We start from the raw sequence: 24019 nt of genomic DNA, 5'->3' as shown, positions 1-24019 counted from the left end.
GAATTTTATGAATAATTTTACAGCTGAGACCCGCAGACAGCTTAAGCGGGAGCAGAAGACGCGTGTAATGGAAAACCTTGGACGGTGTATCGGCATCCAGCTGATGTACCTCGTGCCGTATGTGCTGCTGATGGTGATCCTGTACGTTTCCGTGTTCGGCAGAGCGTTCGCGCTCATCGCAGGCGGTGTTTCTGCGAATGATTACCAGTTGATGGCGGCACTCTCGCGTGGACTGAATACGGTATGGCTGTGCATTGCGCTTATGCTGGCGATCACGGGCCCCCTGCAGTTCGGCCTCATGCACTTTTACATCGGTCTCGCACACGGCGAGGATGTGACGGTGGGTATGCTCATGTACCCGTTCACCTCGCTGAAAAGTGTCTGGGCGGGTATCCGTATGGTGTTTACGCTGTGGCTGCGCGGCATTATCTGGTCAATCGTGCCGACCGTCATCTATTCGACAATCGTGTTTGCGGCTGCTATGGCTGTCTCGGATACGGCACAGTATCAGGTGATTGCGGGAGCGCTGCAGGTTGTGTACCTGCTGGTGATGATTCCGATTCGCGTTAAGCTGCAGACTTATAACGCAGGCTGGCTCCTGCTCGCGCAGGATGAGAACCGCAGTGCATGGGCAGCTACGCGCGAGGCTTCATGGGCGTTCCGCGGAAATCTGATGAAGCTGTTTGTGTTCGACCTCAGCTTTATCGGCTGGTATGTACTGATCGCCGTTGTTCTGTGGGGATGTATCCTGCTCGGTACGGTCGGCCTGACTGCGATGAGCACCGGCATGGCGATTGCGGTATTCGCGGCGGCTCTGGTGGCGGCGCTATGCCTGACCGCTGTGCTGAACGGTTTTCTTTCGGCGTATATGGAAAGCTCGTTCGTGCGTGTGTATGAGCATCTGACCGAACCGTCGGCGGAGTTTTATCCGGAAGGGTAAGCATCCTGCCGGGCAACCTGCATTCGTGGAGGTTATGCGGTGATAGCATCAGGCAAACGATAGGATATCATTTATGAACGTGTGAAAAGCCTCGGAGATGTATGCTCCGAGGCTTCAGTCTGTCAAAAAAGTATTATTTTAATTTTTACGCTTCGTGCGGCAGCACGCATAAAATAGAATTTGCGAAGCAAATTCATAAATTCCGGGAGCATGTATCTCGGAATTTATACAAGGGAAGAAAAAATGTACCCGTAGGGCGCGGTTTTTCTTCAGTATTCGCTCGAAAGCGTGGTTTCGAGCGAGAGGCTGCTCGGAAAACGATAGTTTTTCGACAGCCTCAAGCCTCGGAGATGTATGCTCCGAGGCTTTTCCTATTGTATCGTATCCGCAGATACGCTATAATAAACCTATCTCCGGAAAGAGAGGGAACCCTGATGTTTGAATGGTTTACAGAATTTATGGAATCGCCGCTGGGAAAGCTGATTTCCACGGGAATACTGGCTGTGGCGGTGCTGCTCCTAACGCTGGCGGCGGCCGGACTGGTCAATCGGCTGATGAAAAAGCTGGTTGACCGTCACCGGAAAACGAACAGCAGTATTGCGACTGTCTTAGGATTTGTGCGCTACATAGCGGTTGCTGCGGTGTACTTTGCGGGCGGCATGGTCATCGTAGGCGCGATTCCGGTGCTGTCGAGTGCGGTGCGTACTCTGCTGGCGACCGGCGGTGTGATTGCGGTGGTTGCCGGTCTTGCAGCACAGGAAGCACTCGGCAGCGTGGTCAGCGGCATGATGATCCTCGCATTCAAGCCGTTTAAGATGGGCGATGTCGTGCGCTATGTCGATAATGACATCACCGGCTGCGTTGAGGAGATCACGCTGCACCATACTGCGGTCCGCACGTTCGAGAACAAGCGCGTCATCATCCCAAACAGCAAGATGAACAGTGCCATCATCGAGAACGCCGACTATGCGGACAGCAAGGTCTGCGTGTTCCTGACAGTGGGGATTACCTACGAAAGCGACCTCAAAAAAGCCAAAGAGCTGCTCGCCCGCGAGGTGCGGAAGCAGCCGACCTTCCTCGATATTCGCACCGAGCAGCAGAAAAAGGACGGCGTGCCCGATGTGCCGGTCGTTGTGCTTGAGCTGGCGGATTCCGCGGTTGTTCTGCGTGCATCGCTGTGGGCGAAGGATAACGCCACCGCATTCGCACTGAAGTGTGCCGTGCTCGAGGGCATTAAGCTCACCTATGACGCGGAAGGCATTGATATTGCATATCCGCACATGCAAGTCGTAAAAAGTGAGGAATGAGGAGGCAGAAGTGAGGAGCGGACGATGGTAAACCGCAATCGAAACTCCTGTCTCCTGCCTGTAAGAAATCGCAAGATATTGTAAGACATCCATCCGCATTCCTTTTATAATATGGTCAAAGAGCAAAGGGAGGAACATAAGATGAAGAAATTACGCGTTGGTGTAATCGGCATTGGCGACATCAGCAATGTTTACCTGAACAATCTGAAAAAGTATGACACAGTCGAGGTGGTGGCGTGTGCCTCACGCGGACTGGAGAAGGCACAGCGCAAGGCGGCGGAGCACGGCATTCCCAAGGCATATGCCTCCGGTATGGAGCTGATCGCTGACCCGGATATTGACATTATTCTCAATCTGACGACGCCGCAGGCACATTATGAGTATAATCTGGCAGCCTTGAAGGCGGGCAAGCATGTCTACACGGAGAAGCCGCTGGCGATGACGTTTGAGCAGGGCAGGGAACTGGTTTCGCTTGCTAAGGAGAAGGGACTGCTGATTGGCTGCGCGCCGGACACCTTCCTCGGCGGTCGCTTGCAGAACATCCGCGAGCTGATCGACAGCGGCAGACTGGGCCGCATCACGGGCGGCGGTGCGTGGTTTGTCGGTCACGGGCACGAGTTCCACCATCCGGCTCCGGCATTCTTCTATCAGCCGGGTGCGGGCCCGCTGTACGACATGGGGCCGTACTACGTCACCGCGCTGCTCAGCCTGCTCGGCCCGGTAAAGCGCGTTTGCGCAATGGCTACCAAGGCAGGAGAGACGCGCACCGTGCCGTCCGGCCCGAGCAAGGGACAGGTGCTGCCGGTGGACGTGGATACTCATATCAACGCGATTCTTGAGTTTGTGTGCGGCGCACAGGTGACGCTGACCTGCAGTTTTGACGTCTGGGATTCCGAGCTGCCGCGTATGGAGATTTACGGTACCGAGGGAACCGTTCTCATTGACGAGAAGGACCCGATTTCCGGTCCCAACCTGTTCGGCGGCGATACGCTCATGCGCACGCCCGACCAGTACCGCTGGGCGGATGCCGAGCGCCGTCCGGAGAACGTAAACGCGCCGTGGCCGGTCGTGCCGAACAGCCATCCGTACAATTCGGTCAGCCACGCCGAGAACCCGCGCGGTATCGGTCTGGTGGATCTCGTCTACGCGCTCGAGGAGGGTCGCAAGCCGCGTGCCTCCGGCGAGATGGCGCTGCATTCGCTTGAGGTGATGGAGTGCATCCTCAAGAGTGCGCATGAGCACGTCTTCTGTGAGCCAACAACTACATTTGAGCAGCCGAAGCCGCTTGATTGGCAGTAATTGAAGTAAAAGCCCGAGAAGGATTTTCCGTTCTCAATTACACCGCATGTCTACCTGAAAAAGACACCCCAAGGGGTGTCTTTTTTATTCCGCAAGTCCCATCGTGCCGTTGCCTTGGGTGGTGATGCAGGTCAGATCATCGCGGACATACAGCACGACATCAGGCCGATATTTTGCGATATAGTCGAGGATATTCTCTCCGTCATAGTGACGGTAATCCAGACTGCGCATTTCATCGCACGAGGTATACAGGATACCCTCCAAGGGGTTGGTGAACGAATCGCCGACGACGAGCACACGCGGCAGGCCGGGACGGTTTGTCTTGATAATGGTTTCGCCAATGTCGCCGCCCATGTAGTAATCGTATACGTTGTTGAAATTCTCGTTGACCACCGTGCTGGCAACCGGTTTGCCATTATCCGTGCGGGTGAAGGGCACAGGCGTGCCAAGCGTGAAGCGGTACAGCTTGTCATTCGTAGGGTACTCACCGAGCAGCTTGCGGGAGCGGGAACCGAGGAACGGCCGCTCAATCTGCTCGATGGTCACATCGGTGGTGACAGGTGCGTCTATGCCGAGCGTCTGCAGGTGCTCCATAGTGCACAGATAGGTCTCATACGCGCCGTAAAAGTTGTAGTGATGGTCGGTTTTACTGTAATATTTCTCCGGATCGGTGCAGAGATAGTCCGCCATGTTCAGACAGTCAATGCCGCGTGCATCCAGTCCAGCGAGAAAGTCCGTGCGCATGGAATCATCCGTGTAGGTGCCGGACGTGAGGTACGACGGATATTTGTACCGCAAAGCACTGCTCTGCTCGGGAATGGACAGATAGACGAACTTTGCACCGACAGTCTCACACGCCGTGTTTACCTGCGAGAGCGCATCCAATACGGTCTGCATGTCCTCATGGTTGTAATCGGTGCGCGGCTTGCCGTGATAGGGCAGCAGCGTATCACCCGCGATAACCGTGGTGCTGACGACCGGATTGTGCAGCGCAAGCTCCTTGCGGACGTTCAGCCGCAGCAGCGGAACACGGCAGGCAAAGTGGTCACTGATATAGGTTTCCACATTGGAAAAAAACGTACCGTCCAGCACGGTATCGACGCTTGGCACCGGAAAGACCGCCAGCCTGCGGTTTTCGTAAAACGAGCCTTTTTCCTTCGGACTGAATACGCTGACAGCCGAAAAAACGGCCAGTGTACCGCAGAACAGCACGGTTTTGACAATATGCTTCGCGTTTTTCATGTCTCAGCCCTCCTCAGAAACGGAAGTAGATAAATGGGTTGTAGCTGCTGGCGAGCAGGCGCATCAGGCACAGCGTGAACAAGACAGCCAGCACCGGAAACTCCAGTACACGCCAGATACGGGTGGACTTGAGACGCGGGAACACCGGTGCGGACAATACAACACCGAACAGCAGGTATGGCCAGAACCGCAGCAGATATTCGATTACGAACCGGTTGAGCGGCACCGCCGAGGTGAACATGCTGCCGAGGTACTGCACCGCCAGTCCCATCGAATCGCTGCGGAAGAACACCCAGCCGATGACGATAAAAAACAGCGCATAGACATGCTGCAGCATGGACGGCAGGCGCGTAATCCATCCGGCGAGGAATTCCTTTTCCAGAATGAGCAGCACGCCGAAGTACAGACCCCACGCCATAAACGTCCAGTTGGCACCGTGCCAGAAGCCGGTCAGTGTCCATACGGCAAGCAGATTGAAAATGTGCCGTGCGGGCGAGCACCGGTTGCCGCCCAGCGGAATGTACACATAGTCGCGGAACCAGGTGGACAGCGAGATATGCCAGCGGCGCCAGAACTCGGTGACCGACTTGCTGATGTACGGGTAGTTGAAGTTTTCGAGAAACTCGAAGCCGAACATTTTGCCGAGGCCAATCGCCATATCCGAGTAGCCGGAGAAATCGAAGTAAATCTGCAGCGTATAGCCAATCGCGCCCATCCACGCACCGGCGGCAGACAGCTCGTTCGGTGCATATTTGAATACGCCGTCCGCAATCTGTGCGAACACATTGGACAGCAGCACCTTTTTGCTGAGACCGAACAGAAAGCGGCTGATACCCTCGGAGAACTGCGCAAACGAGTGCTTGCGCACGGCAAGCTGCACGTTGACATCGTGGTAGCGTACGATCGGGCCTGCAATCAGCTGCGGAAACATGGAAACGTACAGCGCCAGCGAAAACGGGTCGTGCTGCGGCGGAACCTCCCGGCGGTATACGTCAATGACGTAGCTGAGCGCCTGAAAGGTGTAAAACGAGATGCCGATCGGCATGACAATGCCTGTCACCGGAATACCCAGTCCGAACAGGCTGTCCGCCGTGCTGATGAAGAAATTGAGATACTTGAACACGCCCAGCAGGCTCAGATTAGCGATAACGCACAAAATGAGCAGTGGTTTTCTGTATGTACTGCGCATGGACAGGCCGAACAGGTAGTTCATCAGTATCGAAAAAATCAGCATGCCGATCAGCCTTGGCTCTCCGTAGAAATAAAAGAACAGGCTGAATAAAAGCAGCACCGCGTTCCGCACTCGGATAAATTTCTGCGGCACGATATAATAGCAGAACAGCGCCGCAGGTAAAAAGAAAAATAGAAAAATCAGACTGCTGAAAACCATGTAGCAAACATCCCTGTATGGTAAAATTGCTGTCAGAAAGGCAAAACAACCGACAAAAAGCACCTTTAGTTTACCATGTTCTGCGCGGATTTGCAATCATGCATCAGATAGCCGCATCGTTTCTGAATTGTTGTTTACTTTTTCCAAGAACTATGCTATATTAAGGATAAGCTATTGGCTGTTTCGATTAAAAGGAGGAAGACAATATGAAAAAGATGAGAATCGCACTGGCATCCATGCTGGTTGCTGCCGGTATTACGGCAACAGCCGGTGCGGCGAACTTCACAAACTGTGCGGACCGCCTGAAGGACGTGGGGCTGTTCCAGGGCACGAATCAGGGTTACCAGCTTGACAAGGCACCCACCCGTGCCGAGGCTTCGGCAATGCTGGTCCGCCTGCTGGGCAAGGAGGCCGAGGCGGAAAAGCTGACCTACACCGCGCCGTTTACCGATCTGAAGGGCTGGGAAAAGCCGTATGTGCAGTACCTGTACGATAACGGCCTTGCCAACGGCATGAGTGCGACTGCCTATAACCCGACCGGCAAGTGCTCTGCACAGATGTATACCACATTCCTGCTGCGTGCACTCGGCTACTCGGATACCAAGGGCGATTTTACCTATGCCAAAGCACTGGATTTCGGTGAGCAGGTTGGCCTGGTGGACGATGTCAATTGCAGCACCAAGAATTTCCTGCGTGACAACGTAGTTGCAATGAGCCTGACCGCGCTTGATACCGATGTCAAGGGCAGTGACAGCATTCTGCTCGATAAGCTGGTTGCAGACGGTGCGGTTGACAAGACCAAGGCTGCTTCTCTGGGCGCATTTTTCGCAGACGCGGACACATTCAACACCGCTGCGAAGAACACCTCGACGGAATCCAAGATGGCTATGGATATGAACATCAAGGCAAGCGTTAAACTCGGCAGCACCAAGCTGCTCGATATGTCCATGCCGATGACGATGAAGACCGATATGAACCTCAAGGAGCTGGACAAGTCCGTGATGGCATTCAGCGGCAAGCTGAACATGACGATCGACCCGTCTTTGGCGAACGGCGGCGATACCAGTATTTCGCAGGATATTAACTATTACTTCACCAATGGCACTTACTACATGGATATGGGTGCACAGGGCAAGTACAAAATGGCGATGTCCTTTGATGATGTGCTGAACGGCATGGAGATTTCTGCTATGAACAGTTCTGTTCCGGTCAGCGCGATTGAGAGCATTACCAAGGGCAGCGGCGGTATGACCGTTAAGTACAACATGAACAGTGTCTTCAGCTCTGACCTGTTTGACGAGCTGCTCGGCGGCATGCTGGACGGTGTTTCCATCAAAACCCGCGATATGAATGTTACCGCGAAGGCAGTCAATGGCATGCTTACCGATACTGCGATTTCCGGTACGGTTGATATTACAGCAGAGGGCGAGACCATCAGCGCAACTCTGAACGCAGCCGCTAAGGTAACCGCTACCGGCGATGCGGTTAAGATTACGCTGCCGACCGATCTGAGCAGCTATGTCGATCTGCCGACCGAGATTAACTGACGGCTTGACAATTCCGCATCTTTTATGATAAACTTATCTCACTAAAATTTGTGTGGATTTTTACAGCATCTCAAGATGTTCTTTTTCGCCGCACGACCGGGATTCCGGTCGTGCGGTTTTTTATTTGCACAAAAGGGAGGAACCGAACGTGAACCAACGCTTTATGCGGGAAAAGCCGATACTGCCGCTGCTGCTCTCAATGGCGCTGCCGATGGTGGTTTCCATGCTGGTGAACTCGCTGTACAACATCATCGACAGCCTGTTTGTTGCAAAAATAGGGGAGGACGCGATAACAGCGCTGTCACTGGTCTATCCGGTACAGAATTTGATAAACGCGCTCGCTATCGGCTTCGGCGTGGGCATTAACGCAGTGATTTCGTATCATCTCGGTGCCGGTGAGCTCGACAAGGCGGACGCGGCGGCGACGCGCGGTATTGCGTGCTCGGTTATCCACGGCGTAGTGAGCATGATCGTGTGCATCACCGTTATGCCGCGTTTCCTGCGGCTGTTCACGGATTCTGAGCAGGTAGCGGAGATGGGTACGCAGTACGCGTCCATCGCGTTCGCGTTTTCGGTGATTATCATGGTCGGCCTCGCATTCGAGAAGATTTATCAGGCGATGGGTCGCATGCAGGTGACCATGACAGCGCTGCTGTTCGGCTGTGTGACAAATATCGTGCTGGATCCGCTGCTCATCTTCGGTATCGGGCCGTTCCCGCAGCTCGGCATGCGCGGCGCGGCACTCGCCACCGGCATCGGCCAGCTGGTAACGCTGGCGTTCTATCTGGTGATATATCGGCTGCGGCCGGTGTCCGTGCATATCACACGCAAGGGACTGCACGGTACTCGAGGCATCACGGCACGGCTGTATGCGGTCGGCATTCCGGCGGCACTCAATCTGGCGCTGCCGTCATTGCTCATCTCGTGTCTGAATGCGCTGCTGGCTGAGCTCAGTCAGGCGTATGTGGTCGTGCTCGGCATCTATTACAAATTGCAGACTTTCCTGTATCTGCCTGCGAGCGGCATTATTCAGGGGATGCGTCCGGTGATCGGTTACAACTATGGTGCGGGTGAGCGGGAACGCGTCAGCCGTATTTTTCAGGTAGCGCTTGCGCTGTGTGCGTGCATTATGATGATCGGCACCGTGCTGTGTCTGGCGTTCGCGTCTCCGCTGATGGCACTTTTCACCGAAAATGTTCGGACGGTGGCTATCGGTGCACATGCGCTGCGCATTATCTGTGTGGGATTTCTTGTTTCAGCGGTTTCGGTTACGGCGTCCGGCGCACTGGAAGGACTCGGAAAGGGTACGGCGTCACTCGTGATTTCACTGTGCCGGTATACCGTAGTCATTCTGCCGATCTCGGTCGTGCTGTGTAAGATTATGGGTGCGAATGGCGTCTGGCATGCGTTCTGGGTGACGGAGTTTATCTCGGCAGGAGTTGCATTGGTCGCTTGGAAGCGAGTGTAACTGCGCTGACGCCGCGCCCGCGGCGGTGGGCAAGAGGGTAGACACCTGCGGTTTCTACTCTGTTTGTTTCGCAACATATTCGCAGTTCACAGATACATACTGCTACACATACGGACTGCTCTGCGCAGAGCGCGGCATAATCATGCCGCGCAATTCGTTAGCGGATAGGGCTGCGAAGATAAATTGTATCAAACACCTAATCCGTAGGTGCCATGCGTTACAACGTGCCAAGGATTTGCGCGACACTGTTATGTCGCGCCTGCGGAGACAAAACCGCCTGTGTAGCAGTACGGTCTCCGACACTGCGAACAGGTTGCTTAAGAGGACGGACTCCGCAGGTAGTTCGTCCGTAGCAGAGAAAAAATCCTCTGTCGTTCCTCTATTTCGCAGCGGTCGCCGGTCTCTGATTTGCGTCAGACTAAGAAATAAGGGAAAGGTAGGAGTTCAAAGAGGAAGGGAAACCGCAGGTGTCCCTTCCTTTTTGCCCCCGCGGCGGGTGCCGCGCTCTCCCGCCGTCCGCAGACGGCGAATCCCCCGCTGAGGTTCAGCGAAAAACTTCCCGCCCGTCAGGGGCGAACACGCTTGCGCAGTTCGAGCCCCCCGGTCAATCAGTGCAGGGAAACGACAGCTTTCCTATTGACACAGTAGGCATTCCCCGTTATACTTATAACTAAGCGAAAAACTGCACGAAAGGGAGAAAAAACTTGCTCAATCAATTTTCGAGAACCGAGCTGCTGCTTGGCAAGCAGGGAATGGAGCGCCTGTACAACGCGCGTGTTGCGGTATTCGGCATCGGCGGTGTAGGCGGCTACACAGTAGAAGCGTTGGCGCGCTCGGGTGTCGGCACACTTGACCTCATCGACGATGATAAGGTGTGCCTGACCAACATCAATCGCCAGATCATCGCTACCCGCAGGACGGTCGGTCAGTACAAGGTAGAGGCCGCTGCCGAGCGTATTCACGATATCAATCCGGACTGCAAGGTCAACGTTTACAAAACCTTTTACACGCCTGAGACCGCTTCTCAGTTCGATTTCACCCAGTATGACTACGTTGTAGATGCGATCGACACCGTAACCGGCAAGCTCGAGCTGATCGAGCAGGCAACCAAGGCCGGTACGCGCATCATCAGCTGCATGGGTGCAGGCAACAAGATTCACGCTGACAAGCTGGAAGTGACGGATATTTATAAGACCTCCGGCTGTCCGCTCGCGCGTGTTATGCGCTACGAGCTGCGCAAGCGCCGCATCCGCAAGCTCAAGGTCGTGTACTCCAAGGAGCCGGCTATGACGCCCATCGATGATATGGCGATCAGCTGCCGCCAGAACTGCATCTGTCCGCCGGGCACTGCCAGAAAATGCACACAGCGCCGACAGGTTCCGGGCAGCACGGCGTTTGTGCCTGCTGTTGCGGGTCTTATCATTGCAGGTGAAGTTGTTCAGGACCTGACCGGCGTGGAGAATAAAGGATAACACAGGCAAAAAACCGTCATCTCAAATGCAGAGATGACGGTTTTTTTTACTCTTTGACAATATTTGCAGCCAATGCCGCGTCAAACTCCGGCCAGCACCGCTTGAGGATAGCCGGTTTGCCCTCGGCGTTGATAAAGCAATGGCGGCTGTCGCCGGTACAGCGCAGCGTGCCGGTCGCCTTGTCGTAGACATCATAGTGCAGCGTCATGCGTACGCCGTTGTACTGCGTGATAGATGCTTCGATTTGCACGGTTTCGCCGAATTTCGACATGGTTTTGTACTGGCAGGAAACCTCCAGCACCGGACCGCTGTAACCGGCCTCTTCAATGCGGTCGTAGCCGAAGCCGAGCTGCTCGAGCAGATCCACGCGCGCCTCCTCGAACCAGCGGATGTAGTTCGAGTGGTGGACGATGCCCATGCCATCGGTTTCATAGTATTGGACTTTGTGCTCACAGGGGTTCATAAAAATACCTCGTTATTGGAAGAAAGTGAGTTGCGAAGTTTTTAGATTGCAAGTTTGTTCTTTGACGTTAAAGAATATTTGGATAGATCATGAAAAGACAATTCATAGGAGCTGTTATAGAAACCACGCTCTGTATAAATTTCTGTTGTAGGTGCTCCTGTTATAAATAATCAAGATTATTGAAGGAAACGGCACAAAGATGCGAACAAAATGAGTCGTTCGCATATATAAAGATCAAGCATTCGTGACTATTGATGGGATTAAATTCGATTCGATATACACCGAAAGAAAGTCTATTTCGTTGGCAAATATGAGCAAGATGACAATCGAACTGTGCGAGATCGGCATTCTCTAATATAATTGGGGAAAATGCAGGAGTATCTCGAAGAATTTGTCGCCAATATGGGGATAAACTGATATACCCCAAAACGTCGTGCATGATGCGCTTATAGTATTTCTTTTTTAACCGCTTTTTCATATTGTATTTATTGATAGGAAAGCGCCCTCGTTGAGGGCGCTTTCTGCACAGGCTTTACTTAAAGTATTTCACGCCGTTTGCAAACAGCGGCTGATACTTTTCGCCGTAGATATTCTTGCCGACAAACGGGCTGTAACGCTCGGTGTGACCCATCTTGCCGAGCACACGGCCGTCCGGAGAGGTGATACCCTCGATCGCGCACATGGAGCCGTTCGGGTTCCACGCGATGTCCATGGACGGGTCACCGTTCAGATCGGTGTACTGGAACGCTACCTGACCGTTCTTGATCAGGTCGTCGATGACGTTCTGCGGTGCTACGAAGCGGCCCTCGCCGTGCGAGAACGCGATGGAGTGCAGGTCGCCGACATTGCAGGAGGACAGCCACGGAGACTTAACCGACGCAACGCGGGTGGTCGCGTAGCGGCTCTGGTGGCGGCCGATGAGGTTGAAGGTCAGCGTCGGATCGTCGCCGGTCATCTCGTCACGGATTTCGCCGTAGGGAACCAGGCCCAGCTTAATGAGCGCCTGGAAGCCGTTGCAGATGCCGAGCATCAGACCGTCGCGCTTGTTCAGCAGCTCGTGGATGCTATCCTTGATGCCTGCGTCGCGCAGGAAGGATGCAATGAACTTACCGGAGCCGTCCGGCTCGTCACCGCCGGAGAAGCCGCCCGGCAGGATAACCATCTGCGCCTTACGGATGGAGTTTTCGAGCTGCTCAGCGCTCTCGCGGAGGGCATCCGCGGAGAAGTTGCGGACAACGACAATCTCAGCCGCACCGCCTGCATTCTCGACCGCACGGGCGGTGTCGTACTCGCAGTTGGTGCCCGGGAATACCGGAATAACCGCCAGCGGCTTTGCGCTCTTAACCGCCGGAGCGGATACATTGCGCTCGGTAAAGGAAACCTTGGTCAGATGCTCGTCGGAAGCAGCCGCCTTAGTCGGGAACACGCTCTCGAGCTTGCCCTCGAAGGCATTCGTCAGCTCGTCGAGCGTTACGGACTCGCCGGCAACCGTGATCTTCTCATCGTCGGTGGTATAGCCGACCAGCCAGTAAGCCGGGAGTTCGGATGCGGCTTCGATCAGGATGCCGCCGAAGTTCTTGAGGTACAGCGCGTCAGCCGGGAACGAGTCGTCCATCTTAAAGCCGATCTTGTTGCCGAGCGCCATCTTGCAAACACCCTCGGCAATACCGCCGGTGGACAGCGCCCATGCGGATACCGCCTTGCCGGACGCAATCAGGTTTGCAACCTCGTTCCACATGAACTTGAGCGTGGTGTAATCCGGCGTGCCGTCCTGATTGTACGGTGCATCGAAGAAGTAAACCGGATGACCTGCCGCCTTGAACTCAGGAGAGATGAGGCGGGAAGCGTCCTGCGGCGCGATGGCGAACGAAACCAGCGTGGGCGGTACGTCCATATCGTCGAACGAGCCGGACATGGAGTCCTTGCCGCCGATGGCTGCCAGACACAGGTTCTCCTGTGCGGTGTATGCGCCCAGCAGCGCGGAGAGCGGCTTGCCGAAACGCTTCGGGTCCTTGCCGAGACGCTCGAAATACTCCTGGAAGGTGAGGTAAGCGGTCTCAAAGTCACAGCCGGCAGCAACCAGCTTGGCTACAGACTCGATTACCGCAGAAGAAGCACCGAGATACGGGTTCTGCTCGGTGAAGTAGGGGTCAAAGCCGAACGCCATGACAGAGGCGGTTTCGCACTGACCGTTCAGTGCCGGCATGGTAGCCGCCATGACCTGCGTCGGGGTCAGCTGATACTTGCCGCCGAAGGGCATGAATACCGAGCTTGCGCCGATGGAGCCGTCGAAACGCTCGACCAGACCGCGCTCGAGGCAGATGCCGAGGGTAGAGGCGTGGTTCAGCAGCTTTTCCTTCTCGGAATTGCCTGCCGGAGCACAGGAGATAGACGGAGTCGGCAGTGCGCCAACCTCTGCGTCAACGTGCTTGGAGCAGCCATTGGTGTTGAGGAAATCACGGGAAACATCCACGATCTTAACACCGTTCCAGGTCATGCACAGGCGGTTTTTGTCGGTAACGGTGGCTACGACAACAGCCTCGATATTCTCCTTGGCCGCAGCCGCAATGAACGCATCGACGTCCTTTGCGCGGACAACGACAGCCATGCGCTCCTGCGACTCGGAGATGGCCAGCTCGGTGCCGTCCAGACCGTCGTACTTCTTCGGTACGGCATTCAGGTCGATGTCAAGGCCGTCGGCCAGCTCGCCAATGGCAACCGATACACCGCCCGCGCCGAAGTCGTTGCAGCGGCGGATCATGCGGGTGACATTGCCGTCACGGAACAGACGCTGAATTTTGCGCTCCTCGGGCGGATTGCCCTTCTGGACCTCAGCACCGCAGGTCTCAAGGGACTCCTCGGTGTGCTTCTTAGAGGAGCCGGTAGCGCCGCCGCAGCCGTCGCGGCCGGTTTTGCCGCCGAGCAGGATGACGATGTCACCCGGCTCGGGTACCTCGCGGATGACGTTCTCCAGCGGAGCTGCACCGACAACAGCACCGATCTCCATGCGCTTTGCGACATAGCCCGGGTGGTAGATCTCGTGTACGAGGCCGGTCGCAAGGCCGATCTGGTTGCCGTAGGATGAGTAGCCCGCAGCAGCGGTCTGGCACAGCTTGCGCTGCGGCAGCTTATGCTCGAGGGTTTCAGAGAGCGGCACGGTCGGGTCGCCTGCGCCGGTTACGCGCATTGCCTGATAAACGTAGGAGCGGCCGGACAGCGGGTCACGGATCGCACCGCCGAGACAGGTGGCAGCGCCGCCGAACGGCTCAATCTCGGTCGGGTGGTTGTGGGTTTCGTTCTTGAACATGAGCAGCCAGTCCTCGTAGTGACCGTTCACGAGCGCCTTTACCTTAATGGAGCAGGCGTTGATCTCCTCGGACTCGTCGATGTTCTTCAGGTAGCCGCGCTTCTTGAGCACCTTAGCCGCGATCGTACCCATGTCCATCAGCGTTACCGGACGCTTCGCAGCCTTTTCCTCGCCGTAGACTTCTACGCGGGCAGCCATGTAGCGGTCAAATGCGTCCTGCACCATCTGATCTTCGAACTTTACGTCATCGATCTGGGTGAGGAAGGTGGTGTGGCGGCAGTGGTCGGACCAATAAGTATCGACCATGCGAACCTCGGTGATGGTCGGGTCGCGCTTTTCGGTGTCGCGGAAGTAGGTCTGCAGGAACTTGAGGTCGTCCAGATCCATCGCCAGACCCATATTATGCAGCAGGTCAGAGAGAGCCGTCTCGTCCATGTGAGTAAAGCCGACAACCGATGCCACGCTGGTCGGGATAGCGTATTCTACCTTGAGGGTAGCAGGCTTGTCCATCGAAGCCTCGCGGGTGTCTACGGGGTTAATCAGATAGCCGCGGATCTTGTCCATGTCCTCAGCGGTGAGTTCGCCTTCCAGAACGTAAATTTTAGCGGCTGCAACGGTCGGGCGTTCGCCGCCGGTGAGCAGCTGGATGCACTGTGCGCAGGAATCGGCGCGCTGATCGAATTGACCGGGCAGCGGCTCTACCGCAAGGATGGTGTGAGCGCCTTCCGGACGGGGAAAGTCCTCGTCGTAGCACACATCAGCCATAGGCTCGGAGAATACGATGCCCTTTGCCTTCTCGTAGGTCTCAGGTGCAAGTCCCTCTGCGTCGTAGCGGCAGAGATAGCGCACATGAGTCAGGTTTTTGATTTCCAACAGGTCGTGCAGGCTGGAGAACAGGCTGCGTGCTTCGACATCGAAGCCGTTTTTTTTCTCGGAATAACAACGATTGACGCTCATGATCGTGTTCGCTCCTTTATTGCATGATACTTCTATTCTACATTTTTCACACAGATAAATCAATCGGTGAGGGCGACAAAATATTGTTGATTTCGATGGAGAAGTTTTCTATACCGTTAGAACAAATTAGTAATCAGGCATTCGTAAGCAGTGATTGATGGGGGTGCAGCCTTCTTCGTATGGTTATATCGTATTAAAAATGGCAGCCGCAGGATGTGACAAGATGCAGCGGTGGGAAGAAGATGAAGCCGTGAGGTGATCTCCGCTCCTCACTCTTTTCTTTCAATTTCCAAAGAGGTGTGATATAATGTAAGTCAAGAGGAGGGCGACTGTACATGCCGCCCTCGTATTCAAAAAGACGGCGCCGTGCAAACCGGTTGAACACACAGGCGCGTCTGGTATCAAATTATGCCGCGGAACACTCTGCGGTTACAGGAGGAACTGTTATGGAAATCAAGCTCTCACCGTCTATTCTGTCCGCAGATTTTGCAAATCTTGCACGCGATATTAAAATTGCCACCGATGCCGGTGCGGAATACGTTCACGTTGACGTTATGGACGGTCACTTCGTGCCGAATATCACCATCGGCGCTCCGGTGGTTAAGGCGCTGCGCAAGGCGACCGACAAGGTGCTCGATGTACATCTGATGATCTCGGACCCCGATCAGTATCTGGACGACTTCATCAAGGCCGGCTCGGATATTATCACCGTACACTACGAGTCCAACGGTGATACGCTTGAGCAGCTGAAGAAAATCCGCGCAGCCGGTGTCAAGGCAGCCTGCGTTATCAAGCCGAAAACCCCCGCTGAGGTGTTGTTCCCGCTGCTGCCGTACTGCGATATGGTGCTCATCATGACCGTTGAGCCGGGCTTTGGCGGTCAGGGCTTTATCCCGGAGTGCATGGACAAAATCAAGGCTGTCCGCGCGGAAATCCAGAAGAACGGCTATAAGTGCGAGCTGGAGATCGACGGCGGCGCAAAGCTGAACAATACCGCCGACATCGTAGCCGCCGGTGCAGACGTTATCGTAGCAGGTTCTGCCGTGTTCGGCGGTGACATTGCAGCCAATGTCAAGGGCTTCCATGAGGTGTTCAGGGAAGGCGCAGCCAAGGCAGCCTGGAGCAAGTAATCATATAAGTGTGAACAACCCCCAATCGTTAGTCTGTCTGACCGTTGGGGGTTTCCTAATAGAGATGAGGGATAAAATGAACGAACTGACAAAGCGAATCGTTTCGTGTGTGCTACTGCTGATGATCGGACTCGGGTGCTTTTTCGGCATTTCGGGATGGCAGTCTTCACCGGAGACGCACCGGACGAGCATTGAATATTTAAACGAAAAGCAGGCGACTGTGATGAAGCTGACTGCGGCTTCCACGGCAGCATCTGCAGCTGTTTCGGCTCTGCCGGGAGACACGGGCAGCGCTATCGCAGAAAAGCTGGCTGATCTCACGTCGGACTTTCTGATCGTACTGTGCGCCATTATGCTGGAGAAATACCTGCTCACCATTACCGGATACGCGGTTTTTCGGTTTATTTTACCGGCAGCGTGCGTGCTGCTCATCGTCCGTCAGTTCCGCAGCAGTGAGATTCTGGCGAAACTCGCATTCAAGCTGGCGCTGTTCGGCATGGCGGTTTGGCTTGCCGTTCCGGGCGGCATCACAGTATCGCGCATGATCGAGGCCACCTATGAAACCTCGCTGTCGCAGACCATTGAGGACGCGCAAAGTGCAGCGGATGCTATCGATACCAGTGCGGGTTCAGACTCGGATTCGGACAGCGAAAAGAACGGTTTCTGGTCGGGTATCACGTCCTCGGTGCAGAATGCGGTCTCCGGCGTGACGGAAAAGTTCGAAAAACTGCTCAGCAATGTCATGGAGGCACTCGCTGTGCTGATCGTTACCTCGTGTGTGCTGCCGGTGCTCGTACTGCTGTTCCTGCTGTGGATTGTGAAAATGCTCACCGGGATTGACTTCAATCTGCCGAAGCGGAAATCAACGGAGTAATTAAGAGTGGAGAGTGAAGATAACGTAGCGATTTACCCTTCTTCACATGATTCTATCTTATTATTAAAGGTATACCATAGGGTACGTTGGCTTGGCACATCGCCTGCAACTCATCTGCATAGACCTAATCGCAGGGGAGACCATTGGTCTCCCGAGCAGCATAAACTCAAACACTTCCTAAAGGGAGTGACAAACGTGGGTTTCAAATCTTGTCAGACCTGCAAGGTCAATCCGGCTCAAACCGGCAGCTGTAAGACCCTGTCGAAATAATAAAACCGCCTGCAAAGGCGGTTTTATTATGTATTTTCCATGGTAAATTAATGTTGCGGGTGTTATTTTACGCTGCGTTTCATCTGGTATATGCATACGCCTGCATTTACAACAGCCGCCAACAGGAACAGTACGACTGCGCAGAACCGAATAGCGAACGATGTATCCAGAAGGGCGCTGAAATCCTGTGCATATACGCGGACATTGTACTCGAAAATCTGCCCGAGCAACGCCAGTGAGCACAAACCCATACTGACCGCTGCAAACGGTAGTGCATTTTTCTGTTTGGCCAGTGCAATGAGCGGCAGTACAAGTGAAAGTATACCGCAGGTCAGGCTCCCCACAGAGCACATCACCGAGATTGAAATTGTAGTGGACATTTTTTGTCTCCTCCTTCCTTTGCGAACAATATAACATATTATGGGTGGAATGGAAAGGACAATATTACGCAGCCAATAAACCCTCACGTTAATTCCTAACGCTTAATTGCTAATTCAGCATTGACAGAACCGCCCACAGAGGATATACTGTATATAGAAATTAACACACTATTAAAAAGTGTTTTGAAAAGAGGCGCACCATGGCAGACACAGGAAAACTCAAGCGGGAGAACACGGCTCTGCTTCGGCAGGCGATGCAGCACGGCTCTGCCGGCAAGAACGATCTTGCGCGGCTGACACATCTCAGCTTTCCGACCGTCAGCCGCATTGTGGATGAGATGGTTGAGCGCGGAGAAGCGCAAGAAATCGGCACGGCAGCCTCCACCGGCGGACGCTGCGCCATGCAGTACCGGCTGAACCCGCAGTACCGGCTGTTCCTGTGTCTGCGACTGGAGCAGGACACGCTGCACTGGTTTGTGTGTGACCTCGACGGCACATCACTCGAACAGGAACAGCAGACCTGCTCCGGCGATGTGCGCGAATTTCTCGACACGCTTCTGATGCGTGTTAGGGCGCGTTACCCGCGGCTTGCAGCGGTGATGCTCGGCTTTGCCGGAACAATGCATAACGGCATTGTCACCGAGAGCTTTGGCTACCCTGAGCTGCGGGGCGTAAGCCTTAGTGCGTATCTTCACGATAAAACCGGTCTGCCGTGCATGGCGGCCCGTGATATGCAGGTCGTGGCTGCAGGCTACGCGGCGCAGTACACGCCCGCACCGAAAGCCGCTGTGTGCATTTACATCGGCAAGCTGGGTGCAGGCGCAGGTATCGTGCTGAACGGAAAGGTCTGGGGCGGTGCCGCAGGCTTTGCCGGCGAACTGCATTATCTTCCAATCGAACACAATCTCGAATACGCGCAGAATCACTTTGCAGGCGCGGATATAAGCGACTATTTCATCAAGGTCATCTGCGGCTGTGCGGCGCTCATCAATCCGGACAGGGTGGTGCTGTATGCCGATTCCCGTCTGACCGATAAGGCATCGCGGATACGCGAAAGCTGTGCGCAAGCGCTGCCGGAGCAGGCTATGCCGACCATAGAGCTGTCTCAGTCCTTCGAGCAGGACTATACCCGAGGGTTATTTACCTTGGCGAAAAAGATGGAGGAAACCACATGAAATACTTTGTTTTTGACATTGACGGCACGCTGATCGACTCCTCAAAGGTAGATCAGTGGGCCATGCGCACTGCACTTGCCGAGTTCGGCTATGAGTTCACCTACGAGCAGCTGATCTTCTCCTTCGGTATGCCGGGCAGACGCGCATTGGCGAAATTAGGCATTCCGGCCGAGCGGGTTGAGCCAATCATGGCTCGCTGGGAAGCGCTGGCGTATGACCGTCTGGACGAAATCCCGATGTACGACGGCATTCCCGAAACGATAGAGGAACTCAGAAAATCCGGCTGTTCGTGTGGCATTGTCACCTCGCGGACACGTTTGCAGCTCAAGCAGGGGATTGAACCCATTGGCTTCACGCCGTGGTTTGATGAGATCATCTGTGCGGATGATGTCGAGCATCCCAAGCCTGCGCCGGACGCTCTGCTCGAGTGTCTGCGTCGGTTCGGCTGTAAACCCGAGGACGCTGTCTATATCGGCGACAGCGAGTATGATATGCAGTGCGCGAAAAGTGCAGGCGTCAAGAGCGTCCTCGCCCTGTGGGGGTGCTCCGAGGCGGAGAAGTTAATGTCGGATATGAGGTTTGAGCATCCGGCAGAGATTCTGTCGCTCAGATAAATATAATTGTATATGCTTAGGGGCGGACCAATGTGTCCGCCCTCTCTTTCTGGTCTGTTCCTTGTTATGGGTATAGGCAAAAGGAAACCCTCCCTCATTACGAGAGAGGGTTTCCTTTTGCACAGATTTACTCGGATTTATGCAGCAGATCCATAAATTCTTCGCCGGTGATGGTTTCCTTTTCCAGAAGGAAGTGCGCCAGACGGTGCAGGGCATCCATATTATTCTGCAGGATGCCGATGGCCTTCTCATGCGCGGTCTTGACGGTGGCAATCACTTCCTCATCAATCTTCGCAGCGGTCTCCGCCGAGCAAGCGAGCGCGGTATCGCCCGACAAATACTGATTCGTCACGGTCTCGAGCGCAACCATATCGAACTTGCGGCTCATGCCGTAGCGCGTGATCATCGAGCGCGTCAGCTTGGTGGCCTGCTCGATGTCGTTGGATGCACCGGTGGTAATCGAGCCGAAAATCAGCTCCTCGGCTGCACGGCCGCCGGTGAGCGTTGCCACCTTGTTCAGCAGTTCATCCTTGCTCATCAGATTGTGCTCGCCCTCATCCACCTGCATGGTGTAGCCGAGTGCACCCGAGGTGCGCGGTACAATGGTAATCTTGGTGACAGGCGCGGAGTCGGTCTGCTTGGCAGCCACCAGTGCGTGACCGATCTCGTGGTACGCAACAATCTCCTTCTCCTTGGCGCTGAGTACGGCGTTCTTGCGCTGCGCACCGGCAATGACGGTCTCGACGCTCTCATCCAGATCGGCCTGAATGACGCTGTTTCGTCCCAGACGAACGGCACGCAGAGCCGCCTCGTTGATAATGTTGGCAAGGTCAGCACCGGAAGCGCCGGAGGTTGCGCGGGCAATCGAGTTAAAGTCGATATTGCCGGACATGTGAACATCCTTAGCGTGCACCTTCAAAATTGCGATACGACCCTGCAGATCGGGCAGCTGCACCGGAATGCGGCGGTCAAAACGGCCCGGACGCAGCAGAGCCGGGTCAAGCGACTCCGGACGGTTGGTCGCCGCCAGAATAACGACGCCTTTGGTGCCGTCAAAGCCGTCCATCTCGGTCAGCAGCTGGTTGAGCGTCTGCTCGCGTTCATCGTTTCCGCCCATGCCTGCGCCGTCGCGCTTTTTACCGATGGTATCGATCTCGTCGATGAACACGATGCACGGTGCTTTTTCGCTGGCCTGCTTGAACAGATCGCGCACCTTGGCCGCGCCCATACCGACGAACATTTCGACGAACTCCGAGCCGGAAATCGAGAAGAACGGCACATGTGCCTCACCGGCAACGGCCTTCGCCAGCAAGGTCTTGCCGGTGCCCGGAGGGCCGACCAGCAGTGCGCCCTTCGGCAGCTTTGCACCGATGGAAGCGTACTTGTTCGGGTTGTGCAGGAAGTCCACGATCTCAGTGAGGGCCTCCTTGGCTTCATCCTGACCGGCGACATCAGCAAAGGTCTTGCCGGTCTCGGTCTCGGCGTAAATCTTGGCGTTGGATTTGCCGAAGCTCATCATGTTGCCGCCCATGTTCTTCATCATCTTTTTCTGCAGCCACTGACCGACCGCGATAATGAGCACAATTGGCACAACGTAGCTGATGAGCATGCTCAGCAGGGGAGAGGTCTGGGTCGGAATCTCGGCAGCAAACTTGACATTGGCCTTCAGCAAGCGGCCGACCAGCTCGTCATCCGGGAAAATGCCGGTCTTGTAGAGTGCGTCCTTGCCCTTGTCATTGGTGGCCTCAAAGGTAATTTCCTGATCCTGCTTGTCGTAGGCGATGGTCTGCACCTTGCCGTCGTCCACCATGGCGATGAACTCGTCGTAGCCGACTTCGGTCACCTGTCGCTGCAGCAAGCTCGGAAACAGCAGCCAGTTGAGCATCATAAGCACGAGCAGCATGACAGCATAATAGAAGATCAGCGGTTTTTTGGGATTTTTCGCCCCTTTAGGGTTGTTATTCATGTGAGTTTCGTCCTTTCGAGTAAATCGTTGAGGTTTCGCTGCATTTTCTGCATCACACTGCACAGGGTCTGCATTTCCTGCTCGGAGATGCCCTGCTGCAGTGTCAGCGCAAAGGTTTCGCAGCGGTGATGGAGCGCTTTGGCGGCAGCGTGTCCTTCATCAGACAGGTGCAGGTGCACCAGACGGCGGTCGTTCTCGTCGCGCACGCAGTAGAGCAGACCGCGCCTCTGCAGTCCGTCTACGCTGCGCGTCACCAGCGGCTTGGAAACGTTCCACGCCTGTGCAATGACAGTTGCGGTGTCCTGCTCGGGCGCGTTGCGGTACAGAAACAGCAGCACGAACATCTCATTTGGCGTAAAGCCGCAGTTTTCGGTCAGCTCGCGGAAGCAGCTGCGGTATAGCTGACCCGCGTGGAACGCATCGGCGGCAAAATCATGGGGAGAGCCGGACATGCGGTGTCCTCCTTTCGGCAAACGGTTTACTTGTAAACTATAATAGACCGAAAGCGGGCGAACGTCAATCGCTCAAATGTGAACATTCTGAAAATTCAGACATTCGCAATTCTCCATCCGAAACCAAAAAAGACGCCGAGAACCCTCTCAGCGTCTTTCTGCAGTTTACTTCATGGTACCGCGGGTGCCCCAGTTGGAGAACTCGGTGTACGTCAGGTAAATGCTGTCATCGTGCAGACCGGTGTGCAGCTCGACAGCATCAAACAGTGCCTCGGTCAGCGCCTTCTTGTTCTCAAACTCGGTCGAACCGTAGCAGCGAACATCAACGTACGCCAGCTTGCGCTTCTCACCTGCAAAGTACATGGTGTGGTTGTCGGAGATGTCAACCATCAGAGCAGCCTCGGTCTTGCCCGGAATCAGGGAAATCTTCTGGCCGATGGTCTTCTTCAGCTCGTCCTTCTGCTCGTCGGACAGGGCCTTGGAAGTGGTAACAGCAATATACGGCATGGGTATATCCTTCTTTCTTTTGGATTGGGCAATACAGCACTGCCCGTGATTTATTTTATTGTAGCACATCGGTCGCTGTTTGCAATATCGTAATCCTGCATAATTTGCAGTCGGGGAAGGTATTTAAAAATCAGCAGTTTTTGACAGTGTATTTTTAAATGAACTGTGAACTTTATCAAAAACAGGTGCACAATAAGTGTATTTGTGGTATAGTATTAACAGTGAAGAAGTACAGTCCATGATCGGGTGTTGCATATGAATATCAAGTGTACGCAAAATATTTACAAAAGTGCCAATGGTGTTTCCAATGTCACCTATTATATTCTTGCTCCTGAGGGAGTAGAGGTGCGCGGTATCGTACAGCTGTCTCACGGCATGTGCGAGTATTTTTCGCGCTATACCGCATTTGCGAAGTATCTCTGCGGACTGGGCTTTATTGTCTGCGGAAACGATCATATCGGACACGGAGCATCGGTCTCACGCACGGCGGATCTCGGATTTTTTGCCGCTCGTGACGGCTGGAAGTATCTTGTTGAGGATGTCAAGCACCTGACCGACCTGATGCAGCGCCGCTATCCCGACCTGCCGTATTTCCTGCTCGGGCACTCGATGGGTTCGCTGATCGCGCGGCTGTACCTGCTCGATTACGGAGAGAAGCTGTCCGGCTGCATCCTCATCGGCACGGTCGGTCCGATCGCTGCCTCCGGCAGCATCGTACATCTTGCGGATTCGGTAGCGCGCTCGCGCGGCATCACCTATCGCAGCGGATTGCTGTCCAATCTGGTGTTCAAGGGCTTCAACAGGAAAATCAAGCAGCCGAAAACCGTGTTTGACTGGCTCAGCCGCGATGAGGCGGTCGTGTCGCTCTATCAGTCGGATGAAAAGTGCAATTTCGTGTTTACCGCGACCGGATTCCGCGACCTGTTTACGCTCATCACCAAGGCGAACAATCCGGTGACCTTCCGAAAAACACCGAAGGACCTGCCGCTGCTGTTCATCTCGGGTGATAAGGACCCGGTCGGGCGGTACGGTGAGGGTGTGCGCCGTACGGTCAATCTGTATCGCGGCAGCGGCGTGAAAAATATCGAGGTCATCTTTTATAAGGATGCGCGCCACGAGGTGCTCAACGAGCTTGACAGACTTGAAACCTTCGGAGATATTTCCCGTTGGCTGGAGACACACCTTGCCGCAAGAGCTGCAAGGCAGGCTGTCGAGCAGGAGCCGGAAACAGCAGCGGAATAAAAATAAAACCTCTCTCA

The 24019-nt window shown here is 54.8% G+C and carries 19 protein-coding genes; 11 read left to right on the top strand and 8 right to left on the bottom strand.

The genetic code is table 11. The annotated features are described in order from the left end of the window. The first annotated feature begins 7 nt into the window (after positions 1–7). The 3 genes from PG722_RS08310 (at position 8) to PG722_RS08300 (ending at position 3546) form a co-directional block, all read left to right on the top strand. Positions 8–940, top strand: coding sequence for a DUF975 family protein (locus tag PG722_RS08310; RefSeq protein ID WP_270580255.1), 933 nt, complete (start codon positions 8–10; stop codon positions 938–940). 434 nt (positions 941–1374) lie between these two features. Beyond that, entirely contained in the window at positions 1375–2247 is an 873-nt protein-coding gene (locus PG722_RS08305) for a mechanosensitive ion channel family protein (RefSeq protein ID WP_270580254.1), read from the top strand. Between the two features lie 141 nt (positions 2248–2388). Further along, on the top strand, positions 2389–3546 hold the full coding sequence (locus tag PG722_RS08300) for a Gfo/Idh/MocA family protein (RefSeq protein ID WP_270580253.1): 1158 nt from the start codon (positions 2389–2391) through the stop codon (positions 3544–3546). Positions 3547–3630: 84 nt separating this feature from the next. Here PG722_RS08300 and PG722_RS08295 read toward each other — a convergent pair whose 3' ends face one another. Then, complete coding sequence (locus PG722_RS08295) at positions 3631–4788, bottom strand: DHHW family protein (protein ID WP_270580252.1); 1158 nt, start codon at positions 4786–4788, stop codon at positions 3631–3633. Positions 4789–4801: 13 nt separating this feature from the next. Continuing rightward, positions 4802–6178, bottom strand: a complete 1377-nt coding sequence (locus PG722_RS08290; RefSeq protein WP_270580251.1) for an MBOAT family O-acyltransferase — start codon at positions 6176–6178, stop codon at positions 4802–4804. Positions 6179–6384: 206 nt separating this feature from the next. Here PG722_RS08290 and PG722_RS08285 point away from each other — a divergent pair, with 206 nt between their 5' ends. From PG722_RS08285 to PG722_RS08275, 3 genes are all read left to right on the top strand, one after another. Then, positions 6385–7725, top strand: a complete 1341-nt coding sequence (locus PG722_RS08285; RefSeq protein WP_270580250.1) for an S-layer homology domain-containing protein — start codon at positions 6385–6387, stop codon at positions 7723–7725. Positions 7726–7873: 148 nt separating this feature from the next. Continuing rightward, positions 7874–9193, top strand: a complete 1320-nt coding sequence (locus PG722_RS08280; protein WP_270580249.1) for an MATE family efflux transporter — start codon at positions 7874–7876, stop codon at positions 9191–9193. A 704-nt stretch (positions 9194–9897) separates the two neighbouring features. After that, positions 9898–10665 carry a tRNA threonylcarbamoyladenosine dehydratase gene (locus PG722_RS08275; RefSeq protein ID WP_270417947.1) on the top strand — a complete coding sequence of 256 codons (768 nt, stop codon included), beginning with the start codon at positions 9898–9900 and terminating at the stop codon, positions 10663–10665. Positions 10666–10711: 46 nt separating this feature from the next. Here the strand turns inward: PG722_RS08275 and PG722_RS08270 are convergent, their stop codons facing one another. Next, positions 10712–11128, bottom strand: a complete 417-nt coding sequence (locus PG722_RS08270) for an acyl-CoA thioesterase (protein WP_270580248.1) — start codon at positions 11126–11128, stop codon at positions 10712–10714. A 532-nt stretch (positions 11129–11660) separates the two neighbouring features. Then, complete coding sequence (locus PG722_RS08265) at positions 11661–15392, bottom strand: phosphoribosylformylglycinamidine synthase (protein WP_270580247.1); 3732 nt, start codon at positions 15390–15392, stop codon at positions 11661–11663. A 446-nt stretch (positions 15393–15838) separates the two neighbouring features. On the opposite strand from PG722_RS08265, the gene rpe reads away from it, so the two are divergent. Next, on the top strand, positions 15839–16522 hold the full coding sequence (gene rpe, locus PG722_RS08260; RefSeq protein WP_270580246.1) for a ribulose-phosphate 3-epimerase: 684 nt from the start codon (positions 15839–15841) through the stop codon (positions 16520–16522). Between the two features lie 76 nt (positions 16523–16598). Next, positions 16599–17396 carry a hypothetical protein gene (locus PG722_RS08255; protein WP_270580245.1) on the top strand — a complete coding sequence of 266 codons (798 nt, stop codon included), beginning with the start codon at positions 16599–16601 and terminating at the stop codon, positions 17394–17396. 332 nt (positions 17397–17728) lie between these two features. On the opposite strand, the gene PG722_RS08250 is transcribed toward PG722_RS08255, so the two are convergent. Next, on the bottom strand, positions 17729–18046 hold the full coding sequence (locus tag PG722_RS08250; RefSeq protein ID WP_270580244.1) for a hypothetical protein: 318 nt from the start codon (positions 18044–18046) through the stop codon (positions 17729–17731). 200 nt (positions 18047–18246) lie between these two features. Between PG722_RS08250 and PG722_RS08245 the strand changes: the two genes are divergently transcribed. Then, positions 18247–19221, top strand: a complete 975-nt coding sequence (locus PG722_RS08245) for an ROK family protein (RefSeq protein WP_270580243.1) — start codon at positions 18247–18249, stop codon at positions 19219–19221. Next, on the top strand, positions 19218–19835 hold the full coding sequence (locus PG722_RS08240; protein WP_118729818.1) for an HAD family hydrolase: 618 nt from the start codon (positions 19218–19220) through the stop codon (positions 19833–19835). Before PG722_RS08245 ends, PG722_RS08240 begins: the two co-directional genes overlap by 4 nt. A gap of 127 nt (positions 19836–19962) precedes the next feature. On the opposite strand, the gene ftsH is transcribed toward PG722_RS08240, so the two are convergent. From ftsH to PG722_RS08225, 3 genes are all read right to left on the bottom strand, one after another. Continuing rightward, a complete protein-coding gene (gene ftsH / locus PG722_RS08235; RefSeq protein ID WP_270580242.1) occupies positions 19963–21801 on the bottom strand; it encodes an ATP-dependent zinc metalloprotease FtsH in 1839 nt (612 codons plus the stop codon). Next, on the bottom strand, positions 21798–22253 hold the full coding sequence (locus PG722_RS08230; protein WP_270339103.1) for a MarR family winged helix-turn-helix transcriptional regulator: 456 nt from the start codon (positions 22251–22253) through the stop codon (positions 21798–21800). The genes ftsH and PG722_RS08230 overlap by 4 nt, the downstream gene beginning before the upstream one ends. A gap of 165 nt (positions 22254–22418) precedes the next feature. Then, entirely contained in the window at positions 22419–22760 is a 342-nt protein-coding gene (locus PG722_RS08225; protein ID WP_110436739.1) for a phenylpyruvate tautomerase MIF-related protein, read from the bottom strand. Positions 22761–23015: 255 nt separating this feature from the next. On the opposite strand from PG722_RS08225, the gene PG722_RS08220 reads away from it, so the two are divergent. Continuing rightward, on the top strand, positions 23016–24002 hold the full coding sequence (locus PG722_RS08220; RefSeq protein WP_270580241.1) for an alpha/beta fold hydrolase: 987 nt from the start codon (positions 23016–23018) through the stop codon (positions 24000–24002). The last annotated feature ends 17 nt before the right edge of the window (positions 24003–24019 follow it).

Origin of the sequence: Butyricicoccus sp. OF27-2pH9A, from assembly GCF_027693185.1 — a bacterium.
GTDB lineage: Bacteria > Bacillota > Clostridia > Oscillospirales > Butyricicoccaceae > Agathobaculum > Agathobaculum butyriciproducens.
This window is presented reverse-complemented; position numbering and strand designations above follow the sequence as displayed.

What these genes read in the sequence shown, in the direction of transcription:
- PG722_RS08310 (WP_270580255.1), top strand. Translation starts at nt 8, where the DNA reads ATGAATAATTTTACAGCTGAGACCCGCAGACAGCTTAAGCGGGAGCAG.
- PG722_RS08305 (WP_270580254.1), top strand. Translation starts at nt 1,375, where the DNA reads ATGTTTGAATGGTTTACAGAATTTATGGAATCGCCGCTGGGAAAGCTG.
- PG722_RS08300 (WP_270580253.1), top strand. Translation starts at nt 2,389, where the DNA reads ATGAAGAAATTACGCGTTGGTGTAATCGGCATTGGCGACATCAGCAAT.
- PG722_RS08295 (WP_270580252.1), bottom strand. Translation starts at nt 4,788, where the DNA reads ATGAAAAACGCGAAGCATATTGTCAAAACCGTGCTGTTCTGCGGTACA.
- PG722_RS08290 (WP_270580251.1), bottom strand. Translation starts at nt 6,178, where the DNA reads ATGGTTTTCAGCAGTCTGATTTTTCTATTTTTCTTTTTACCTGCGGCG.
- PG722_RS08285 (WP_270580250.1), top strand. Translation starts at nt 6,385, where the DNA reads ATGAAAAAGATGAGAATCGCACTGGCATCCATGCTGGTTGCTGCCGGT.
- PG722_RS08270 (WP_270580248.1), bottom strand. Translation starts at nt 11,128, where the DNA reads ATGAACCCCTGTGAGCACAAAGTCCAATACTATGAAACCGATGGCATG.
- PG722_RS08265 (WP_270580247.1), bottom strand. Translation starts at nt 15,392, where the DNA reads ATGAGCGTCAATCGTTGTTATTCCGAGAAAAAAAACGGCTTCGATGTC.
- rpe (WP_270580246.1), top strand. Translation starts at nt 15,839, where the DNA reads ATGGAAATCAAGCTCTCACCGTCTATTCTGTCCGCAGATTTTGCAAAT.
- PG722_RS08255 (WP_270580245.1), top strand. Translation starts at nt 16,599, where the DNA reads ATGAACGAACTGACAAAGCGAATCGTTTCGTGTGTGCTACTGCTGATG.
- PG722_RS08250 (WP_270580244.1), bottom strand. Translation starts at nt 18,046, where the DNA reads ATGTCCACTACAATTTCAATCTCGGTGATGTGCTCTGTGGGGAGCCTG.
- PG722_RS08245 (WP_270580243.1), top strand. Translation starts at nt 18,247, where the DNA reads ATGGCAGACACAGGAAAACTCAAGCGGGAGAACACGGCTCTGCTTCGG.
- PG722_RS08240 (WP_118729818.1), top strand. Translation starts at nt 19,218, where the DNA reads ATGAAATACTTTGTTTTTGACATTGACGGCACGCTGATCGACTCCTCA.
- ftsH (WP_270580242.1), bottom strand. Translation starts at nt 21,801, where the DNA reads ATGAATAACAACCCTAAAGGGGCGAAAAATCCCAAAAAACCGCTGATC.
- PG722_RS08230 (WP_270339103.1), bottom strand. Translation starts at nt 22,253, where the DNA reads ATGTCCGGCTCTCCCCATGATTTTGCCGCCGATGCGTTCCACGCGGGT.
- PG722_RS08225 (WP_110436739.1), bottom strand. Translation starts at nt 22,760, where the DNA reads ATGCCGTATATTGCTGTTACCACTTCCAAGGCCCTGTCCGACGAGCAG.
- PG722_RS08220 (WP_270580241.1), top strand. Translation starts at nt 23,016, where the DNA reads ATGAATATCAAGTGTACGCAAAATATTTACAAAAGTGCCAATGGTGTT.